This is a genomic window from Streptosporangium sp. NPDC051022 (assembly GCF_040683035.1).
Classification (GTDB): Bacteria; Actinomycetota; Actinomycetes; order Streptosporangiales; family Streptosporangiaceae; genus Streptosporangium.
Genome location: NZ_JBFBCF010000003.1, coordinates 515,913 through 536,872 on the forward strand (window position 1 = coordinate 515,913; position 20,960 = coordinate 536,872).

The 20,960-nt window shown below is 66.6% G+C and carries 15 protein-coding genes and 1 pseudogene; 14 read left to right on the top strand and 2 right to left on the bottom strand.

Annotated elements, in window-relative coordinates; genetic code table 11:
- Positions 1-467: 467 nt before the first annotated feature.
- From AB0N02_RS08965 to AB0N02_RS09030, 14 genes are all read left to right on the top strand, one after another.
- Positions 468-866, top strand: a complete 399-nt coding sequence (locus tag AB0N02_RS08965; protein ID WP_363944155.1) for a hypothetical protein — start codon at positions 468-470, stop codon at positions 864-866.
- Positions 845-1,633 (top strand): hypothetical protein, encoded by a 789-nt coding sequence (locus tag AB0N02_RS08970; RefSeq protein WP_363944157.1) that lies wholly within the window; start codon positions 845-847, stop codon positions 1,631-1,633. Before AB0N02_RS08965 ends, AB0N02_RS08970 begins: the two co-directional genes overlap by 22 nt.
- Entirely contained in the window at positions 1,634-2,311 is a 678-nt protein-coding gene (locus AB0N02_RS08975; protein WP_363944159.1) for an SAF domain-containing protein, read from the top strand. It begins immediately after the preceding gene.
- Positions 2,312-3,097, top strand: coding sequence for a hypothetical protein (locus AB0N02_RS08980; RefSeq protein WP_363944160.1), 786 nt, complete (start codon positions 2,312-2,314; stop codon positions 3,095-3,097).
- On the top strand, positions 3,094-4,500 hold the full coding sequence (locus AB0N02_RS08985; protein WP_363944161.1) for an ATPase, T2SS/T4P/T4SS family: 1,407 nt from the start codon (positions 3,094-3,096) through the stop codon (positions 4,498-4,500). The genes AB0N02_RS08980 and AB0N02_RS08985 overlap by 4 nt, the downstream gene beginning before the upstream one ends.
- Entirely contained in the window at positions 4,497-5,363 is an 867-nt protein-coding gene (locus AB0N02_RS08990; protein ID WP_363944162.1) for a type II secretion system F family protein, read from the top strand. Before AB0N02_RS08985 ends, AB0N02_RS08990 begins: the two co-directional genes overlap by 4 nt.
- A 2-nt stretch (positions 5,364-5,365) precedes the next feature.
- Entirely contained in the window at positions 5,366-6,211 is an 846-nt protein-coding gene (locus tag AB0N02_RS08995) for a type II secretion system F family protein (RefSeq protein ID WP_363944235.1), read from the top strand.
- A 12-nt stretch (positions 6,212-6,223) separates the two neighbouring features.
- On the top strand, positions 6,224-6,436 hold the full coding sequence (locus AB0N02_RS09000) for a hypothetical protein (protein WP_363944163.1): 213 nt from the start codon (positions 6,224-6,226) through the stop codon (positions 6,434-6,436).
- A gap of 11 nt (positions 6,437-6,447) precedes the next feature.
- Positions 6,448-6,915 carry a TadE/TadG family type IV pilus assembly protein gene (locus AB0N02_RS09005; protein ID WP_363944164.1) on the top strand — a complete coding sequence of 156 codons (468 nt, stop codon included), beginning with the start codon at positions 6,448-6,450 and terminating at the stop codon, positions 6,913-6,915.
- A gap of 2 nt (positions 6,916-6,917) precedes the next feature.
- The gene (locus AB0N02_RS09010) at positions 6,918-7,382 is read left to right on the top strand and encodes a TadE/TadG family type IV pilus assembly protein (RefSeq protein ID WP_363944237.1); all 465 of its coding nucleotides are present in this window, start codon (positions 6,918-6,920) and stop codon (positions 7,380-7,382) included.
- A complete protein-coding gene (locus tag AB0N02_RS09015; RefSeq protein ID WP_363944165.1) occupies positions 7,379-7,810 on the top strand; it encodes a pilus assembly protein TadG-related protein in 432 nt (143 codons plus the stop codon). Before AB0N02_RS09010 ends, AB0N02_RS09015 begins: the two co-directional genes overlap by 4 nt.
- Positions 7,807-10,242, top strand: a complete 2,436-nt coding sequence (locus AB0N02_RS09020; RefSeq protein ID WP_363944166.1) for a hypothetical protein — start codon at positions 7,807-7,809, stop codon at positions 10,240-10,242. Before AB0N02_RS09015 ends, AB0N02_RS09020 begins: the two co-directional genes overlap by 4 nt.
- Before the next feature lie 1,605 nt (positions 10,243-11,847).
- Positions 11,848-19,107: a LamG-like jellyroll fold domain-containing protein gene (locus tag AB0N02_RS09025; RefSeq protein WP_363944167.1), complete on the top strand. Its 7,260-nt coding sequence runs from the start codon at positions 11,848-11,850 to the stop codon at positions 19,105-19,107.
- Between the two features lie 56 nt (positions 19,108-19,163).
- Positions 19,164-19,595: a hypothetical protein gene (locus AB0N02_RS09030; protein WP_363944169.1), complete on the top strand. Its 432-nt coding sequence runs from the start codon at positions 19,164-19,166 to the stop codon at positions 19,593-19,595.
- On the opposite strand, the pseudogene AB0N02_RS09035 reads toward AB0N02_RS09030, so the two are convergent.
- Together AB0N02_RS09035 and AB0N02_RS09040 are read right to left on the bottom strand one after the other, a co-directional pair.
- Positions 19,491-20,003, bottom strand: a pseudogene (locus AB0N02_RS09035) (transposase); the annotation flags it as partial. The gene AB0N02_RS09030 and the pseudogene AB0N02_RS09035 sit on opposite strands and share 105 nt — an antisense overlap.
- 131 nt (positions 20,004-20,134) lie before the next feature.
- Positions 20,135-20,782 carry a transposase gene (locus tag AB0N02_RS09040; protein WP_363944170.1) on the bottom strand — a complete coding sequence of 216 codons (648 nt, stop codon included), beginning with the start codon at positions 20,780-20,782 and terminating at the stop codon, positions 20,135-20,137.
- Between the last annotated feature and the right edge of the window lie 178 nt (positions 20,783-20,960).

Sequence of the window (20,960 nt, forward strand, 5' to 3'; positions counted from 1 at the left end):
CAGCAGCACTACTACCCGGACCCGGCCCGTACGCCCAGTCCTCATCGCCCCTGCGATGGGTCACAACCTGCGGGGATGCTTTCTTTGCGTCCGGCGGTGGCGAGTTTCCTCTGAAGGTGGGTGCTTCAGTTGGGCAGTCATGTGTCTATGGCAGTGGAGACGGATCTGTGCTTGTGAACTGCCCGTTTGATTGATTGCCCTCGGTCCAGTCGTGGTCTTGATAGTGCCTTTGTCGCACGCTTAAGCTACTCTCTGCATCTAGATAACTACTAGGAGTCAAGATGTGGAAGTGTGTGCCACTTTGCGGGAGAGGCGGGCCTGTGTGGTGCGTGGCCTCTGTGCTGCTGGTGGCATCGACTGTCGTGGCGTGCCAGGTTGATAAGGCCTCACCATTGCCGCCTCCCTCTTCGGTTCCGTTCACTTCGCTGCCTGCGACGCCATCCCCCTCCACATCGCATGACATGGTCGTGAGCTCCTACCGTGCGTATTGGACAGCTCTGGCCCAGGCTGGGAAGTCTTCGCCCAAGCAGGCCCGCGACTTGCTCAAGCCTTACGTCAAAGGCCCGTATCTAGATCATCTTGTCGATGGCGTTCGCCAGATGCATGCACAGGATCGTGAGCCGTACGGCCAGGTCGTCCCGCGCGTGAAGGAAGTCTGGATCAGCAAGGACGACGCGAAGGTGGTCGACTGCCAGGACGTTTCGGGGGCCGCGATGGCCGACTCTCGCACTCATCAGGTGATTCCCGGCACCGGAGGCAAGGCCACCGCGAATATCGAGGCGTCGATGAGGCGGAGTTCCGACGGGCGGTGGCGCCTCATCGAGTTAAGCATCAAGGAGGCATTGTGCACCCCGCCCTCCTCCTGAGCCTGTTCACCATGACGATGGCCAGCGGGCCGGGGGATGACAACGGCGCCTACCCGTGGGGCGGCGGCTGGGTGGTGTACGGCGACCACGGTGCCGGTCGGCCCGGGACGCCGGCCCGTAGGGGAGGAAAGCATGCCGGCACCAGCCCGTGGAGCGGCTGCCACTCTCTTCCCGGCCCGAACGGGATCCGTTACGTCCAGTGTGACAACGGGCCCGGCACCCAGAACGACCTCTTTGAGGGCGTCGTCCCCGGTGATTCTGCCGCCCCCGCCGTCACCCCCGAGATGCTTCTTCAGGAGGCCCTGCGCCAACTCCGGCCTCCCGTCCCCGTGGTCGGTACGGCACCGCCGCGCGGCAGGGAAGGCCTGGTCGGACTCAGGCACTTCTTCTGGGCGGACAGGAGTCAGTGGCACACCATCAGCAAGCGCGCTACGGCGGGACCGGTCTGGGCCGAGGTCACCGCGACGCCGAACCACCTGGTGATCAATCCCGGATCAAGACAGTCCAGCGTCACCTGTCAGGGACCGGGCACGCCGTACGACCCGTCGAAAAAGCCCGAAGCTCAGAAGAGCGACTGCTCGCACCTGTTCACCAGGTCGAGCGCCGGACTGCCCGGATCCCAGTACAGGGTGACCGTCTCCGTCGTGTGGACCGCCACCTGGAGCGGCTCCGGGGGAGCGGGCGGGACGCTCGCGCCGATCACCACCTCCACCGCCTTCCCGCTGCGAGTCGCGGAAGGCCAGGCACTGATACAGAGGAGTTCCTGAATGGCACGCACCATCCCCTCCGTGCCAGCTGAGCAGAAGCAGATGTCGAACGGCGTGCCGCCGGTCACGGTCCCGAAGTTGCCCCGGCAGCCGAGGCAACGACGGCGCGGCCTCCTGCTGCTGGGCCTGATCGTGGTGGCCGGTGGAGGAGTGCTGGCCTATCACACGGTCAGCAGGATGAGCGATCGCACTTCGGCCGTCGTCATGGCGCGCGACGTGGCGATCGGACAGCAGATCACCGAGAGCGACGTGACCACCACGATGGTCGGTACGGACGAAATGGTGGCGACGGTTCCGGGACGGGAACTCGGGCGGGTCGTCGGCATGCGTGCGGCCGTCGATCTCATGGCCGGCACGCTCGTTCAGCCGAAAGCCGTCACCGACCGGCTCAGTCCGGCAGGGGAACAGCGCCTGGTCCCGGTCGCGGTCAAACCGAGCCGCCTGCCAGCCCGCGGGTTCAGGCCGGGGGACCCGGTGATCGTCCTCCCCACTCCCGAAGGACAGGCACAGACCGAGGCCAAGGAGGAGATCACCGCTGTCGTCGACCAGGTCAAGGGTCCCGACACCGACGGCCTGGTGGTCATCGACCTGATCGTGGACGGTGCCGACGCCTCCAAACTCGCCGAGCTCGCAGCCGACGGCAGGATCGCCCTGGTCCTCACCCCGCGGAGGCCCTGAGTGGCGATCTACACATTGATGAGTCCCGGAGGCTCGCCGGGGGTGACCACCACGGCCCTGGCCGTGACGTACGCCTGGGGCGGCCGTGCCCTTCTGGCCGAATGCGACCCCAAAGGGGGAAGCGTCCTGGCCGGGCTCCTGACCGGCCGGACGGAGGGAGTCCGCGGCGGGTTGCTCGAGCTGGCCCTGTCCATCGCGCACGATCCCACCTCCGCCACCCTGTGGAAGTACGTCATCTCGCTCGACCAAGGCGCCCGCGAATGGCTGCTCCTGCCGGGAATCAGGGATCCGCGTCATCTGATCCAGCTTGACGGGGCGTGGGACGCCATCGTGGAGATGATCACCGCGGCCACCGGGGACACGATGGACGTCGTGATCGATCTCGGCCGGATCGGCGGATCCGAAACCCCGATGCGGCTCATCACCGCCTCCGACCTGGTTGTCATGCTGCTCCGCCCGACCCTGCGGCAGGCGGCGGACGCCAAACCCAGACTCGACGCGCTCGGCCGCCGCGTCGGCACGAGCGTCCCGGTCGCGCTCTGCCTGACCGGCAGGGGCGACTACGCGGCCGACCAGATCAGCCAGGCGCTGTACGACCTGCCCGTCATTGGAGAGATCCCGCACGATCCGCGATCCGCCGCGGTGCTGTCGGACGGTGCTGCACCACGGCGGACCTTCCGATCCTCACCTCTCATGCGTGGCGCCTCCCGTCTCGCGACGGCGATGCGCCAGCACCTCGTCGAAACACCGAACGTCGAGGAGTCCAGGGAGGTGATGGCGGGATGAGCAACCGCTGGCCCCCGGGGCCGAGCTGGTCACCCCATGCCGTCACCGATCCAGGTGACCCCGGTCTTCTCCCGCGCAGGCCGGAACCTGCCGAGGAACTCGACGGCAAGACGTTCCGCGAGGCCGTACTCGGCATCACCGTTTCGGTCGCCGATGACCTGAAGGACACCGAGGACCGGACGGCCGCTCGGCAGCTCATCCAGTCACGCGTCCAGCAGTGGACCCGTGAGCAACTCTCCAACGGTGTCGCGGTGAGCTTCGCGACCCAGCGCAGGCTCGTGGACGCCGTCGTCGACGAGCGGTTCGAGTTGGGCGTGCTCACGCCGTACATCAGGGACGGGCGGCTCGAGAGCATCGACCTCAACGGTTGCGACGAGGTGTGGATCACCTACAGCGACGGAACGTGTGAGCGGGGCCCGGCGGTCGCGGCCAGCGACGATGACCTGATCAAGATGATCCAGATGTGGGCGCTGCACAAGAGCTACAACCCCCGCGAGTTCTCCGCCGCCAACCCGCTGCTCAACACGGCGCTCAGGCCAGGTGACGGGGACGACGGGGTGGGGGTACGGCTCAGCGCCAGCATGGCCGTCACCACCAGGCCGTGCGCGAGCATCCGCTGCCACCGCCTGGTCGACGTCACCCTGGACGACCTGCTGAGGCTCGGTACGATCAACCGCAGTCTGCACGCCTTCCTGCGCGCCGCGGTGCTGGCCAGGTTGAACATCGTCGTCACCGGCGGTACGGCCGCGGGGAAGACGACCATGTTGCGGGCCCTGGCCTCGGTGATCGACCCGGCCGAACGGCTCGCCACGCTGGAGTCCGACTACGAGCTCTTCCTGGACAAGCTCAAGCACCGCCACCAGAACGTGATCGCCTTCCAAGCGCGGCAGGCCAACTCCGAAGGCGCCGGCGCGGTGCTCCTGAACGACCTGATCCCGCACTCCCTGCGCAAGAACATCAAACGGATCTTCGTGGGAGAAGTGCGTGCCGACGAGATCGTCCCGATGTTCGAGGCGATGAACACCGGCCATCCGGGCTCCATGTGCACGATCCACGCCGACGGCACCGAGGAGATCTTCAACCGGATCGTCATGCTGTGGACCCGCGGTGTCGGCGCGCAGACCCCACCGGCCGTCATTCACCTCAACACCGGCGAGACCGTCGACCTCGTCGTGCACCTGAGCATGGACCCCGCCACGAACACCCGGTTCGTCTCGGAGGTGCTGGAGGTGCTGCCGCCCGCCGACAGCGAACTGCCCAGCCGCAACCATCTCTACCGGCCGACCGGACGGGGCGGGCGGGCCATGCCCGACGTCACGCCGCAGTGCCTGCCCAGGTTGAGAGCCGTCGGCTTCGACCCGGGGTTCCTCGATCCCCGTGCGGCGATGTGGGAGGCGAGGTGAACGTCAACGCCCTGCTCGCCGGGGTGGGCGTCTCGGCCCTCCTCGGCGGGACGATCTGCGCCGTCGCCGGTTGGAAGGGGCTGCCGTCCGCTCTGATGACGAGACCGCCGTCCCGATGGGTGACGATCCGTACCGCTCTCGCCGAGCACCGGCGTCTCGCTGCGATCGCCATCGTCGCCGCGATCGCCGTGCTCGGGACGACCGGATGGCCGGTCGCCGGGTTCGTCACGGCGGCCGCGGTGTTCACCCTTCCCAAGGTGGTCACCGGACGCGCCGCCGCCGAGCGGATCCGCAGGCTCGAGGCGCTGGAACTGTGGACCCGCCGCCTGGCCGACCTTCTGACCGCCGGGCGGGCCCTGGAGCAGGCGCTGGAACACAGCGCCGCCCGGAACGTCCCGGTCCCGATCGCTGCTCCGGTCACCGCGCTGGCCCGTCGTCTCCGTGTCGCCCGCATGCCCACCGAACAGGCACTGCGACTGTTCGCCGACGAGCTGGACGACCCGATCGGCGACCGTATCGGTGCCGCGCTCATCCTCGTCGCGCGACGACGGGGCCGCGGTGCTGGCGTCGTGCTCAACAAGCTCGCCGAACTGGTCGCCAAGGACGTGATGGACCGCAGAGAGGTCGAGGCGGCCAGAGCCGAGCACCGCACCACCGTCCGGTGGATCATCGGCATCCTGGTGGCGTTCACGGTGGTCGCGCTCTTCCAGAAGACCTACGTCGTGCCGTTCGGCACACCGGCCGGTCAGGCCGTGCTCGCCGTGGCCGCTGCCCTCTACGGGGTGGCGCTGTGGCGGCTGCACCGTCTGGGCAACGCCGCTCCCGGCCACCGCTTCCTGACCGACACGGGCAGGAGGTCGTGAGCATGCAGGCCGTCATCGCCGGAGGAATGATCGGACTCGGGCTGCTCATCGTGTTCGCCGAGCTGTTCCCAGGCCCTCCACGACTCGACGCCGCTCTGGCTGAGCTGGACGGCACACACGGTCCGGCCAAGGCGGCGGACGCCGGGGGACGGCTGGCCGTACGGCTCGCTCGCCTGCCAGTGCCGTACGACGATCTGGCCCTGCTGGGCATCAGCGTCGAGCGCTTCACCCTCCAAAGAGTCGGCTTCCTACTGTTCGGCCTGCTCGCGCCCACTCCGCTGAGCCTGGTCAGCGGGATGGCGGGCGTTCCGCTGCCATGGGTGATTCCCGCGGGTGCGGGGGTCCTCCTTGGCGGGCTGTTCGCCCTGATACCCGACTACGCCGCCCGTACCCAGGCACGTGAGCGCCGCCAGGAGTTCCGGGCCGCGCTGGCGACCTACCTGGACATGGTCGCCCTGGAACGAGCCGCCGGGGCCGGCCCTCCCCAGGCGTTGCAGGCGCCCGCGGAGATCTGCACCGGATGGGTGTTCGCCCAGATCAGTCAGGTGCTCGAACACGCCAGACGCGCCGGTGAGCAACCGTGGCGAGGGCTGGCCGATCTCGGTGAGCGGGTCGGGATCTCCGAGCTCACCGAGCTGGCGGACATCGCGGAGGACGCCGGGTCCGAAGGCACACAGGTGCTGTCCACCCTGCTGGCCAAGGCCCAGTCCATGCGCACCACCGCCCTGACGGACGCGCGTGCCAAGGCCAACAGCCGTACCAGCGAGATGCCCGTCGCCATCGGCATCTCGGTGTTCGGCTTCCTGATGCTCGTCTGCTTTCCCGCCGTCTACCGGATCATGAGCTGAGGAGGACCGCACATGCCCAGGTTCCTGCCCCCGGAGGCCGCCTACTGGTCGGCCGTTATCGACTTCCTGCGCGCTCGGCACGAGCGGCTCCGCGAGGATCCCGACAAGGGCGCGATGTCCGCCGAGGCGATGATCATCATCGCGGCGCTGGCCCTTGTCGCCATCACCGCCATGGGCGTCGTCACCGCAAAGATCATCGAGAAGGCGAACCAGATCAAGCTGTGAGCCGACGCCGGATGCGCGGACGAGCCGGGCGAGGGGTGCCGCGTCCGGCCGACCACGGCCTGCCCGGCGACGCTCCTCGTTCCGGTCACGGGGCTGCTGAGCGTGGAGCCATCACCGTTGAGGTGCTCGTCGTCCTGCCCGTCATCATGCTGGTGATCCTGGCCTGCATGCAGGTCTGCCTGCTGTTCTTCGCCAGGTCCGTCGCACTCGCGGCCGCCCAGGAAGGCGTGCGCGCGGCTCGGGCCGAAGGCGGAGTCCGTACGGCAGGCGCCGACGCGGCTCGCCGCTATGCGGAACGGACCGCCGGTGGCTTCCTCACCTCGATCAGCGCGTCAAGCGGAGGGGATGTCGCCACAGTTCGGGTGACCGTACGGGGTCAGTCACTGTCGTTGGTGCCCTTCCTGCCTTCGATACGGGTGACGGAGGAGGCGGCGGGCGCCGTAGAGCGGTTCACCACCCCGGAGGGATCAGGGCCGTGAACATGCCCCTTTCGCGTTCGAGGGAGCGCGGCAGCGCGAGTGTCGAAGCGATGCTGGCCATCCCGGCAATCGTGCTGGTCCTGCTGCTTGGAGTCGCGGCGGGCCGGATCGTCGTGACCACCGCCGCGGTGGAGGCCGCCGCCCGTGACGCGGCGAGACAGGCGTCCATCGCCCGCACGGGAACGGAAGCGGCCGCGAAGGCGCAGGCGAGTGCCCGTCAGTCTCTTCGGAGCCAGGGAGTGAACTGCACGTCGGTGAGCGTCCAGGTGAACACCACCGGCTTCGGGCGTCCCGTCGGCGGCTCCGCCACCGTCTCGGCGACCGTGACGTGCACCGTTCCGCTCGCCGACCTCGCCTTCCCGGGAATGCCCGGCAGCGTCGTACGGCGAGCCGTCTTCACGAGCCCGCTGGACCCCTACCGGGGGCGAACACTCGGCCTGGGACGCGGAGGGATGCGATCAGGATGAGGCCGCCGACACCTTCCGGATCGGACCGGGGTGCGATCACGCCGTACGCGATCGTCTTCATCACGGTCCTGCTGCTGTTCGTGGGGCTCTCCGTGGACGGTGGAGCCAAGCTCCGGGCCGGTTGGGAGGCCGTCGGTCTCGCCGAGGAGGCGGCTCGGGCGGGAGCCGGACAGGTCGATCGGGCCGCCGTCTACCGGGGAGATCGCTTCGCGGTCGACCGGGGCGCCGCCGTACGGGCGGCTCGTTCCTATCTCACCGTCGGTGGGCACACCGGGACGGCGGCCATCGCCGGACCGAACTCGATCCGGGTGAGCGTCACCGTCACCAAGCCCACCTGGCTGCTCTCCATGGTCGGCCTCACCTCGGTGTCGATGACCGCGACCGCCACCGCCGACCTGGTCTCCGGCGTCGAAGGGCCGAACCGATGATGCTTATCCGCCTGCTGCGCTCGCTGATCGCGATGACGGTGCTCGCCGCCGTCGTGATCGGTTTTCCCATCCTGCTCTACAAGGTGGCCGGCTCCCCGCTGCCCGACCACGTTCCCACTTTCGAAGAGATCGTCAGCAGGCTGACCAGCCGTGACGACGGCGGACTGTTCGTCTCGGTTCTGGGGCTCCTCGTGTGGGGCGCCTGGGCCATGTTCTCCTTCACCGTGGCCACCGAGATCGTGGCACGGCTGAGAGGAGTACGGTTCGCGCCCCGGCAGCCCGGCCTCGGGGGAGTGCAGCGCTTGGCCGCCTACCTGGTGACCTCTGCCACCTTCGCGTTCAGCGCGCCCGCCGCCATGGCCGCCGTCACACCGCCGCCGCCGGTGGCCGCGATGGCTCCGCTCCATCCGCTCACCCACTCGTCCCACACGACAGTCGCCGAGGAACAGGCCAACCCCGTCTACCAGGTGAAACGCGGAGACACCCTGTGGGGGATCGCCGGGGAGAAGCTTGGCAACCCTCGTCGCTGGCCGAAGATCTGGAAACTCAACGCCCGTTCTCCCCAGCCCGGCGGGAGGGTTTTCACCGACCCCGATCGCATCGACGCGGGATGGCGGCTTCGCCTGCCGGAGGAGCCGTCCGCCGAGATCAAGCCCACACGACGACCCGCCCCCAGAAGCACTCCGGCACCGTCCGTACAGGTGAGCTTCCCCACCTTCCCGTCCGAGACGCCCCCGGAGCCGATACGGCCGATACAGGAGACGCCTGAGGCAGCTCCCGCCGACCAGAACTCCCAGCTCGGTGACGCGATCGAGCTTCCCTCCGGATCCCTGATCGCCGCAGCCTACGCGGCGGGCATCAGCACCGCCTACGCCGCGAACCGTTTCCACCGGCGCCGCCGCCGGATCTCGCCTCCCGCCTCCGAGGGGGTGACGATCACTCCCGAGCCCGGACCCGCGCCCGCCGTACGAGAGGTGCTGCGTGCGCACCGGCGCGTCTTCACAGAACGCGGCGAGGCGGTGCCGTCAGATGCTGAGCTGATGCGCCGGGCGTACTCCATCGACGTACCGCGGAGCACCGCGATCGGGCGGCGAGCCGACCGTTCTCCGGCTCACGTCGATCTCGCGGGGCTCAGCCTCGGGCTCACCGGTCCGGGAGCCCATGCCGTGACTCGATATCTGGTGGTCGACCTGCTGCGGCAGTCCAGCAACTTCCGGGGCGAAGTGGTCCTGTGCGCCGCTCTCGCGGACGATCTCTTCAACACGTCGGCGGACGAACTGGAGAGACTGGCGGCCTCCATTCCCGGCCTGATCGTCACCTCCTCGCCGGAGGAGGCACTCGGCCGGTTCGAGGAAGCGCACTTCACGCGCACCCGGATGCTTCTGGAACGCGGTACGCCGGGTGTCGGGGAACTGCGGGAGCAGGATCCGGGGGAGGCGCTACCCGCGATCTTCCTGGTGGCCGCTCTGGATGACGAGGTCTACACACGTGCAGGAACGTCCCTGATGTCCGCGCAGAGCACCGGGATGGGAGCGCTGGTCCTGGGGGCCTGGCCGGTCGGCACCACCTGCCAGGTCGACGAGGACCACCGTGTCGAGGCGGCGGAAGGCCCGCTCGCCTCCCACCTGCTGGGCGTAGAGCTCTTCCACACCGCCGCAGACGAGGCCGCGGCACACCTGCGGGAGCTGGCCGACCCCTCCGTTCCTTCCGATCCCGCCAGCGAAGACCCGCCTCCGCGGTCCGAGCCTCCGCTGTGGGGCGGTCCCGAGCTGATCCGCCTGATCCTCCTGGGTTCGCCGCAGGTGCACGTCCGCGATCGGTTCTCGTCACTCGAACTGAGCTGGCTGCAACTCAACACCCTCGCCTACCTCGCCCTGCATCCCGACGGCGTGACCCGTGACCGCTTGAGGACCGCCCTGTGGCCCGACGACGCCGGGAAGGACCTCCACAACACGTTGCGGCATCTGCGGGTGGCACTCGTCTCCGCCACCGGATATCGAGCCCCGGACGGGAGAAGGGCACCCTTCATCAACGCGTCCACCACCAAGGACAGTGCGGCCTACCGCATCGATCCTCAGCTGATCAGCGTGGATCTGTGGGACTACCGCGCCGCTCTCGAGCAGGTCAAGACCGCTTCCGATCCCGCGGTTCGCCTTGCCGCCCTCGAAAGGGCCGCCGAACTGTGCCGGGGAGAACTCGCCCCGGGGCTGGATGCGGAGTGGATCGAGGAATATCGCTATCCGTTGGTCCGCTCGCAGGCCGACGTTCTCAGCCAGCTTGCCGAGCTCTATGAGCCCGACGATCCGGAGCATGCGATGGGAGGCCCTCGAGCGTGTCCGTGCCCTCGACCCCGACAGCGAGGAGACCTACGTACGGATCGCCCGCCTGCAACTACGCCTCGGCCAGCGAGAGAACGCCCGGAGGACGGTTGAGCTTCTTCGTCAGCATCTGCAGGGTTTGGGCATGTCTCTCAGCGCTCAGACCGAAAAACAGCTGGCCCAGCTGTTCGGCTAGTCGTTCTCGGAGACAAGCCGGTGCCGAGCTCCGAAACGGAGCGGTCAGGTATTGGTGGGCTCTCGCCATTCGGCGGGTTCTCGCAGGAGGCTCATGAGGGGAAAAGACTCCTGGCCAGTTGAGAGATGAAGCTGGCCGCTCGCGACGCCGTCCATGCTGATGGAAGTCGTGCTCCACCACGGGGGCGTCGGCGGTCTACCGTAGCCTGCTTCGGCCGTCGGGATGTCCAGGGGGCCAGTTCGGCCGGGCTGGCGGCCGTGGCGGGGCCCGGTAGCAATCGCGGAAAATCCAACAGATATGGGTTTGACCTGCATGGATAGAGCTTGGTTCGCCGTCCCGTGATCGTGTCTCCTAAGGAGTCTCCACAGATCAGCAACAACATCGTTGGATTCACGGCCGTTATTACCGGGACCCCGTATACCTTGACCGACGACAGGCTGGGCCGGGGGTCGCCAGGCGGCCCGTGGCCAACACGGAGGTGCGGGCGTTGGCCAGCAGGGCGGCCTAGGCTTGGTGTTCGGCGGCGGTGTTGTCGCCGTTGTAGACCTCCAGGGCGCTCAGCGCGGCGGCCAGCTGCCGAGCGGAGGCGGGCCGTTGGGCCGGTCGCGGTGCGGAAGGGTTCATGAACGCCCACGGTAGGGCCTACCGGGCTGCGGCGAGGAGCAAACCGTCTCTACCGGCTCTCCTCGCGCGCCCGCGCGTAAGGGGGTGAAAAACTGACGAAATTCCGCCCCTGCGAGTTCCCCGCGCACACGCGTAGAGCCTTGCGGAAACTGCGGAAACTCTGTCCGCGTGGGGTCGCGCGTGCATGTAGGCATGTCAGGAAAGTCGGAAAAACGACACCGCGCCGCGCGGCGCTACAGCGGCAGCAAGGGCTGGCGGGTCGTGATGGGCCCCGCCCCCGGTTGTAGCCGGTGACGTACCCGGTCAGTCCACACCTGTGCGACGACCACGGGTGTTCCTTGACCCCTTGCGTAAACCGCTTGAGCGTCTCGACCTCTTGTCCCGCCGATGAGGATGTCCTGGCCTCAGCAGCCCCCGCTCGTCGGCGCCAAGGTGGGGCTGGCGTGGAGTACAGCAAGGTCAGCATGAGCTTGCTCGACCACTTCCACTGCCCAGCTACATCTGTCCAGTTTTCGGGCAGCGGCATGGCGCGGCGCGATCAGGCGGAGAGTCCTGTACAGACTGACCAAGAGCGGTCTTGTCAAGCGTATGAATCGTGATCATCATCACCCTCGCGCCGCGTTTATCTTATTTGTTACTTATATAGATCTTGTTCGTTGGAACGAGACATGTATACCTTCTGATCAACTACCGAGTCGTATGTCCCCAGCCGCCCATTTCATCCCTTTGAGGGGTTTCCTCTGGGGTGCCGTGAAGCGGGCCGTCGGCATGCGCGGTGAAGGTTCGGAGGGTGACGGCTTATGAGCCGAAATTTGTCATGCCCGCATTCGACTCGCTGGAAGCTGGTGCCGTTACTGGCAACCCTCCCAGGATTATTACTGCTTCCCGCGATACCCGGTGTGGCCGTCGCTGACGCGGTGCGGATCTCGGCGCCGAAGCCGGTCACGCCCAAGCAGCTGACCGGATCGGCCAAGGGATTCCCCTCCTTGGTCACGACCGAGGCGACGACCACCACGGTGGACGGCACGGGCTGGAGGGCCGATGCCGAGCCGCCGCAGAACGCGGTACCGACCGACGAGCGCTTCACCGACAAGGAAAACAGAGAGCTTCTCAGCGAGCGGCTGAGCAAGGGCGATGCCAAGGCGGACGCTCCGGGCGGGCAGCCGATCGCGGCGCTGCTGGCCGGGGAACCAGAGCTGCTGGCCGCTTTCCCCCGTGACCAGATGCTGGTCGACTCCCTCACCCCGACCTTGCGGGCGCAGGGGAAGGTCACCACCGGGTCCGGGCCGCTGCGTTACGCCTTCAAGATCTGTGACGTTCCGGCGATGACCGGTACCGGCTGCACCTCCTCGGGCACCCTGGCCAGTGGAGTGAGTACCTGGACGGTCCCGGCGAACAAGCTGGCCTGGGGCAAGCAGTACTGGTGGCAGGTCACCATCACCGACACCTCCAACTCGATGTCGACCACCGTGGGCCGGACGTTCGTCACCGGGGTGCGTCAGCCGGTGCTGACGTCGCAGCTGGCCACCTCCGAGGTCGCGGGCCGGGAGTTCAACCAGCTGGCCGGTAACTACACCACCACCTTCACCGACCTGTCGGTGCCGTCGGCCGGTCCTCCGTTGTCGGTGGTGCGCACCTACAACAGCATGGACCCGCGCACCGACGGCATCTTCGGCGCGGGCTGGTCGACCCGCTGGGACATGAAACTCACCCAGGAAACGCGGGGCAGCGCAGTCTCGGTGCTGATCACCTACCCTGACGGCCGCCAGGTGCGCTTCGCCAAGACCGGCAGCACCTACCAGTCCCCGCCGGGAATGTTCGCCACGCTGGCCGACGTGTCGGGCGGCGGATGGCGGCTGATGGATAAGTCGGCCGTCTCCTACTTGTTCGATTCCCAGGGCAGGTTGACCTCGGTGACCGACGCCCGCGGTCAGGCACAGACGCTGACGTATGGCACCGGCGGCAAGCTGTCCACCGTCACCGCGCCGGGCGGGCGATCGCTGAGCTTCACCTGGACCGGTGACCATGTCACCGCGGTGTCCAGCGACCCGGTGAGCGGCACCCCGATCACCTGGACCTACTTCTACGACGGCGACAAGCTGACCGGCGTGTGCGCTCCGGTCGCGGCTCCCAACTGCACCACCTTCGGCTACGGCAGCGGCTCGCGCTACCGCAGTGATGTGCTCGACGCCGACCCTTACGGCTACTGGCGGCTCAGTGAGGCCTCTGGCACCACTGCGGCCGATCTCGGCGCGGCCAATGCCAGCGCCACCTACCAAGGGGTGACGTACGGCAAGCCGGGTGCGCTGGCCGGGTCCACCGACACGGCGGTGGAGTTCACCACCGGCTCATCGCTGAAGCTCCCGGCCAACATCGTCGGCCAGCTGGGCGACCAGCTGTCGGTGGAGACCTGGTTCAAGACCAGCCAGTCCGGTGTGCTGGTCGCGGCCGGAACCCAGGAGACCAGCGGGATTCCGTGGGGGCCGATGCTGTACGTCGGCACCGACGGCAAGCTACGCGGCTCCCTGGCCGCCGTCGCCGCACCGATCACCACGACCGGCACCGTCAACGACGACGCCTGGCACCACGTGGTGCTCACCACCGCCGGCGCCAACCAGACCCTCTACCTCGACGGCGTGCAGGTCGGCACCACCACCGGTACCCTGCCCGCCTGGCGCACCAGCGCCACCGTCGGCAACGGCGTGGCCGACCCGGCCGTCTCCCCGGCGGTGCCCACCCCGCGGGCGGCGTTCCCGTTCAAAGGGATGATCGACGAGGTCGCGCTGTACGACAAGCCGCTCACTGCCACCGAAGTGCAGCGCCACTACGGCGCCCGGCTGCAGGTGCCGCACAAGCTAACCACGGTCACGCTGCCGTCGGGACGAGTATGGGCGTCCAACACCTACGACGCCGCCACCGACCGGCTCAAGACCCACACCGACCACAACGGTGGTATGTGGCAGCTCGGCATCAAGACCTTCGACCCCTACTCCTCGGCCGCCGAGGTGGTGGTCACCGACCCGAAGAACGAGGCACTGAAGTATCTGTACGACTCCGAACGCGGTTACCGGATTCTGGGAGAGACCGATCAGCTGGGCTACACCCAGTGGCATGAGTACAACCTGTCCGGTTCGCTGTCGAAGGTGATCGACCGTAACGACATCGCCAACGACGTCTATTACGATGAGCGCGGCAACCTGCTGGCTCGCAAGTACTGCCGGGCGCCGGGCGAGTGCGCGCTGGAGTTCAAGGCCTACTACCTGAACACCTCCAACCCGTTCGACCCGCGCAATGACCAGGTGACCGCCTACCGGGACGGCCGCTCAGCCTCCGAAACCGACAACACCTACCGCACCACGATCGAGTACACCACCTACGGTGAGGTGTCCAAGGTCACCACCCCTGCCACCTCGGACTTCCCGTCCGGCCGCCCGCATACCTACGCCTACACCGACGGCACCGAGCCAGCGGTCGGCGGCGGCACCACACCGGCCGGTCTGGTGAAGTCGGAGAAGAACGCCAAGAACGAGGAGACGACCTACCGCTACAACGCGGCCGGGGACATCGTCGAGCAGACCATGCCGTCCGGGCTGATCATCACCACGGCTCGCGACGCAGTTGGCCGGCCCACCTCCCGCACCGAGGTCTCGGCCGCCCACCCAAGCGGCGCCACCACGACCTTCACCTACGACGGAGTGGGGCGTCCGCTGACCCAGACCGGACCGGGCGTTGAGAACGAGGTCACCGGCGTCACCCACACCACCAAGGCCACGGTCGTCTACAACGGCGACGGCGACAAGCTCACCGAAACCCTCAGTGACCTGACCGGCGGGGACCCGGCGCGCACCACCACCTACACCTACGACACCCACGGCCGGATCACCACCGTCACCAACCCTGAGAATGAGGTGACGGGGTCCACCTGGGACGTCGCCGGCCTGCAGGTGTCGGCGACCGACCCGCTGGGCGCGGCGGTCACTTTCGGTTACACCAAACGCGGCCAGCTGGCGTCCAAGACGCTGAAGAACTGGACTGGCAGCCCGGTCAACCCGCAGCCTGCCGCCGACGTGCTGCTGGAGTCCTTCTCCTACGACCCGGGCGGACGTACGGCCGGGCAGATCGACGCGATGGGCCGTAAGACGACCTTCACTTATTGGATGGACAACCGGCTGTCGCAGACTATCGCCGACGACGCCAAGCTCAATGGGCTGACCACCCCGGCTGACGTGGTGCTGGAGTCCGATGAGTTCGACCCGGCGGGCAACCTGGTCGAGCAGATCACCGGTGGCGGTAAAACCACTGTCGACCACGTCTACGACGCGGCCAGCCGTAAAACCTCTACCACGCTGGACCCGGCCGCGCTCAACCGCAAGAGCGCCTATGTCTACGACGCGATCAACAACGTCACACGGGAGACCTTCACCGGGGCAGGCACCACCCGCACCGAGATCACCGACTACCAGTACAACACGCTGAGCCAGGTGACCCGGGAGACGGTGGAGAATGGCGCCATTGATCTGGTGACCACCAGCACCTACGACGAGCGGGGTCTGTTGACCGCCACCGTCGATCCGCGTGGCAACGCCTCCGGCGCCACCGCGGCGGACTTCACCACCACAATGCGCTACGACATCGCCGGACGGCTGGTGGAGACTAAGGCGCCGCAGGTGACGATCGAGAAGAACGGCACGGCCGCCGTCAACGGCAGGCCCACAACCAAGTACGGCTACAACACCATGGGAGAGTCCACCCAAACTGTGGACGCCGAGGGCCGCACCGTCACCTCGGTCTACGACAAGGCAGGTCGTCTGATCTCGGCGATCTCGCCGTCCTACACCCCGCCGGGTGGAACCGCGGTCACTCCGACGGTCAGCTTCGTTTATGACGCGGCAGGCCGCCGCACCCAGGCCACCGACCAGCGTGGATATGTCACCAAGACCGACTACGACGCCTTGGGCAACCCAGTGCGCCAGACCGATCCAGGCCCATCCGGGCCAGGCGGAGTATGGGTGTCGGAGTTCGATCTGCTGGGCGAGCAACTTGCCGCGGTGGATCCGACCGGTGCCCGGGCCGAGGCGACCTACGACGACCTGGGCAGGAAGATCACTCAGACGCAGATCGAGCGCACCCCGACCAGCGCGGCTTATACGACCGCGCTGACCTATGACAACGCGGGCAACCTCACCAAGAGCGTCGCGCCGGGCAACAAGACCACCACCTTCACGGTCAACGCCGCCGGAGAGGTCACCAAGAGTTCCGACCCGCTGACCCATGCCACCACCTTCGGCTACGACATCCGAGGCCGCCAGACCAAGGTCACCGACGCTCTGAACAACGCCACCGAGGACACCTACGACCTGGCCGGACGCAAGACCGTAGTCAAGGACCTGGACAGTACCGGCGCTACGGTGCGCACTACCGGTTACGGCCACGACCTGGCCGGTAACCCGACCAGCACCACATCGGCCGAGGGGTATGTCACCACCCAGGTGTTCGATGCGCTCAACCGGGTGACCTCCCTGGTTGAACCGGTCACCGCCACCAAGACGATCACCACCATGTTCGGCTACGACGCCACCGGAGAGCGCACCCGTCTGACCGACGGGCGCGGCAACAGCACCTGGACCACCTATAACTCTCTCGGCCTGGCCGAGTCGGTGATCGAGCCGTCCACCACCGCCCACCCCAACGCCGCCGACCGCACCTGGACCACGATCTACGATGCCGCCGGTAACCCGGTGATCGCCGTCCAGCCCGGCGGAGTGCGGATCGACCGCACCTTCGACCACCTGAGCCGGGTGACCAAGCAGGCCGGAACCGGCGCCTCGGTCACCACCCCGGACCGGGACGTCGCCTACGACCAGGCCGGACGAACCACCGCGATCGGCGACTACACCCTGGAGTACAACGACCGGGGCCTTTTGACCAAGGTTTCCAAGGCCACCGTCCAGGTCGCCACTTACGCCTACGACAACCGGGGCAACCCCACTCAGCGGGTGGATCCGACCGGCACGGCGAACTTCACCTATGATGACGCCAGCCGGCTGGCCACGGCCGGTGACCCGGTGACGGGACGGACCTGGACCTACGGCTACGACAACGCCGACCGGCTGACCAGCCAGACCTCTGCCAGCCCGGCAGGCAGCCAGGCCTACACCTACGACGCTGTTGATCGCATCGCCACCCACACGGTGAAGAACAGCTCCAGCACCCAACTGGCGAAGATCACCTATGGGTGGGACAAGGACGACAACCTCACCTCCAAGACCACCGTCGGCACCGCAGGCGCCGGCGCCCACACCTACGCCTACGACCGGTCGGGCCGACTGACCTCCTGGACCGCCCCCGGCGGCACCACCACCTACGAATGGGACGACTCAGGCAACCGCACCAAGGCCGGCACCAAGACCTACACCTACGACGAACGCAACCGCCTGACCTCCGGTGACGGCACCGACTACACCTACACCCCGCGCGGCACCACGGCCACCGAGACCAAGGCGGGTGCCACCCGTAACCTGGCCTTCGACGCCTTCGACCGGCTCATCACCGACGGCGACATCACCTACGGCTACGACGCGCTCGGCCGAGTCACCTCCCGCACCAAGGGAGTCGACCAGCAGCGCTACGTCTACTCCGGGCTGACCAACGACATCGCCGCCGTTACCGACGGCGCCGGAACCGTCCAGGCCAAATACGGCCGCGACCCGGCCGGTGACTTGCTCGGCCTGCAGGAGAGCGGCACCACCGCCCTGGCCACGATGACCGACCTGCACGGTGATGTGGTGGGCACCTTCTCCGGCACCGCGCTGGTCGACTCGGTGGCCTTCGACCCGTTCGGCCAGGTCACCCACCGCACCGGCGCCACCCGCACGCTGGGCTACCAGGGCGAGTACACCGATCCGGACACCGGCAAGGTCAACATGAGCGCCCGCTGGTATCAGCCCGGCACCAGCGCGTTTGCCTCCCGTGACACCGCCACTCTCGTCCCGAACCCGTCCATCCGGGCCAATCGCTACACTTACGCCAACGCTGCCCCTCTCAACCATGTCGACCCCACTGGGCATTGGGCGGCCAACCCGGCCGCCCCGGTGTACAACGCATGGGGGGATCAGCCCTCAGATTTGGTGTTCAACGGCGCAAACGCCAGCAACGACGACAAAAAGTGGTATAACGAAAACTTCGGCGAGTGGACGAAGTTCCCGCTGTTCGACCCCGACGAGGCCAGACGGATCGGCGTCATGGAGAACGGCAGGGAAATAGACCAGGCGAACTACTGGGATGCTCCTGAAACAGAGCGGATGGAGTACATCAAGCGCTGGACTCCAGAGCTGACCGGTATGCAGCTCGCGGTCAACTGGGCGCTTTCCGGTGGACTGAAGAGCCTTGATCCCAATAAGGTTGTTAAGTCGGAAAATGGAGCTGTTTACTATCTGAGTTCCGCAGGGAAGGTGAAATTTAAGTACTACGGTATTTACAAAGACCTTCTTCCGTACTGGAGAGACATAAGATCTGCGGCGGCAACTCACAAAATCAAGGAGAACGTCCTTTTCGCCGTACTTCTTTGGGAAGTTAACCAAGATGAGGTGAAGCAGGGGCGCTGGGGTTACGAGAAAAAATATCTCGGAAACCTGATCACGAATGGTACTGGAGAGTATACGTCCGTCGGGATCGCTCAGCTGGAGGTGTACAAGGCGCGGAAGATGCTGATTGAGACTTCAAAAAATGGGCTGGAGGCGCAGAAATGGATTCGTGCGTCTTCCCGCTATATCGCCGATCACCTCTACAAAAATCCGAGTACGTCCATTCAGTTGGCTGCTGCGTGGTTGGCGGAGCTGAAGCGGGAGATATGGTGGAAGACTCCATCTGGCCCGCATCATCTCACTGACGAGGAGGCCGCCATTGCCTACTGTGGATGTTCGGGGGTTTACAAGGACATAAGAAACCGTCCGTCCCAAAAGCTGATCTCGGATAGATTCGAGGCCTGGATGAAGGGCGGTGAGCTCCAGGGTAGCGAGAAAAACGTGAAGGTAGCGAAGGAGCGCAGGGCCTTCCTGGAGGGAATTGTCAGCTGGGACGTCTATGGCGATTTCTCGCGATGTGTCGACTATGCTCTTTCGCCTAATGTGGGAGGCTACAAGAAGTGTCGCAATGCGTGAAGGCAATATCCTTGACCAAGGCTGGGGGTTCGCGGAAGACGAGTCGCGTTCTCGGGATGGTCGCGGCTCTTCTGAGCGCCGATCTCCTGGTTGCGGGATGTTCTGCGGCGCTGCAGGTCAATCCCGCTGCGCTTGACGATGTGCGCGGCATCGGCAAGGTGCTGGGAGAGGTCACGACCGAAGGTATCTGGTCCAATACGAAAGAGGTTATCAACAAACTCGCCATCGACACCGGAAGTGCGAATTCCCGAGAGGCGATCAATAAAGCCGGCGACCTTTTGCGGAAACGTAAGTGGGTAGCAGTTTCGCAGAGCACCTCTGAATTCATGCAGATGAAATCGACCGTATGGGATGGGGTGTATCTGACGATCTTCCCATTTGATTCATCGGAAATAGAGCTGTATCCAGAAAAAGCCCAGGAGGCGATCAAGAAGGCGTCGGCCGGATCGGAAGCGCTTTTGGCTGTGAGCGTAGGGCAGGAAAAGTAACTTCTGACCTTTTCGCTTGGCTTGAGTGTTGCCGCTCTCCGGTGGCTTAAGACGGTGCTGACTCGTCCCGCCGCCTTCCCCTTGGCCGTCATCGATGACGGCCAAGGGGAAGGCCGTCAGGGGGTGGAAGTCGAAGGCTTTCTTCCAGGTCGGGGTGGCGTTTCTCTTATCGGAGTGGGCCAGGACGATGGTGGTGTCCAGGTCGATGAGGATCGGTTGGCCGTCGGCTCCGGGCGTGACCGGTCCGGCCAGGGCCCAGGCGCGTTCTCTCGCTGTGGTGCGGGCGGCCCGGATCGCTGTGAGGGCTTTGGCGGTGTCGGCGGCGAGCCGGTCGATCAGCCGGGAGACGGTCGGGTCGGAGGCGACGGGGCCGAACGGTTCCGGTTGAGAGCGCAGTGTCGCGATGTCGCCTGAGAGCGGTCACGTGGAACTCTTGATCAGCGGACAGGAAAGTCGCGGCTGACGGACACCGGTTCCTGGCCGGCGGCCATCAAAAGTGGCTCTGGCACAGAGATCGTGACTTGATCACTGTGGGTGAGCTATGAGAGCAAGATCCGTTTCTTGGGCAAGTCGAGGTTGGCGCGGCCGAACATCTGGCGCTTGAGTGCCTTGACGCGGCAGACGTTGCCTTCCACCGGGCCGCTGCTGTGGGGCAGGGTGAGGGCGGCCAGGACGGCTGCGTGGTCGCGGCGGATGCCTCGGGCGAAGGCTTGTAGTTGGGGCAGGTCGTCGGCCTCCGTGGTGGCGAGCCAGTTCTCCAGCCGGTCGCCGTGGCGTCCGGTAAACATCTCGGTGAACGCGGTGACGTGAGTGCTGAGCCGCTCCAGTACGGTGCTGCGGGTGGTGACCTGGGCAAGGGCGGCGGCCTCCTCCTCAGAGAGGTGGTCGGGATGACTGGTGATCCATTTGGCCATCTCCCGGACCTTGGGCGGCGGGGGCGGAAGCTGTGGTCGGGACAGACCGGCGCGTAGGGGCTGCAGGTAGCGGCGGACGGACCGGGAACTGCCGCGATAGCCCAACTCGGTGATCTCGGTGTGCAGAACGGAACCGTCGTGAACGCCCTGGTTCCACCGATCGAGCAGGGAGGAGGCGAATCGTTCGATCTGCTTGATGGACTGACGGGGACCGGCGAAGGCCTGGTCGACAGTGGCGGCGTGGCGGAACTTGCGCACCGTCTTGTCCGACAATCCCAAGATCGTGCAGATTTCGGTGTGGCTCTTGCCCTGGGTGAGCAGGTCGTGGAAGACAGCGTGGCGTTCGCGGGTGCGGACCGCGGGCCGGGACTCGGGCAGACTGCTCGGGATGAGCGGGCAGTTCGCGTCAGCCTCACCAGCGGCCGGGCTGGCGCTGTCCGGGGCGGGGGCG

Bases quoted from the DNA above. Each gene is read 5' to 3' on its own strand.
- AB0N02_RS08975 (WP_363944159.1), top strand. From the start codon at position 1,634: ATGGCACGCACCATCCCCTCCGTGCCAGCTGAGCAGAAGCAGATGTCG.
- AB0N02_RS08985 (WP_363944161.1), top strand. From the start codon at position 3,094: ATGAGCAACCGCTGGCCCCCGGGGCCGAGCTGGTCACCCCATGCCGTC.
- AB0N02_RS08995 (WP_363944235.1), top strand. From the start codon at position 5,366: ATGCAGGCCGTCATCGCCGGAGGAATGATCGGACTCGGGCTGCTCATC.
- AB0N02_RS09000 (WP_363944163.1), top strand. From the start codon at position 6,224: ATGCCCAGGTTCCTGCCCCCGGAGGCCGCCTACTGGTCGGCCGTTATC.
- AB0N02_RS09005 (WP_363944164.1), top strand. From the start codon at position 6,448: ATGCGCGGACGAGCCGGGCGAGGGGTGCCGCGTCCGGCCGACCACGGC.
- AB0N02_RS09010 (WP_363944237.1), top strand. From the start codon at position 6,918: ATGCCCCTTTCGCGTTCGAGGGAGCGCGGCAGCGCGAGTGTCGAAGCG.
- AB0N02_RS09015 (WP_363944165.1), top strand. From the start codon at position 7,379: ATGAGGCCGCCGACACCTTCCGGATCGGACCGGGGTGCGATCACGCCG.
- AB0N02_RS09020 (WP_363944166.1), top strand. From the start codon at position 7,807: ATGATGCTTATCCGCCTGCTGCGCTCGCTGATCGCGATGACGGTGCTC.
- AB0N02_RS09030 (WP_363944169.1), top strand. From the start codon at position 19,164: ATGGTCGCGGCTCTTCTGAGCGCCGATCTCCTGGTTGCGGGATGTTCT.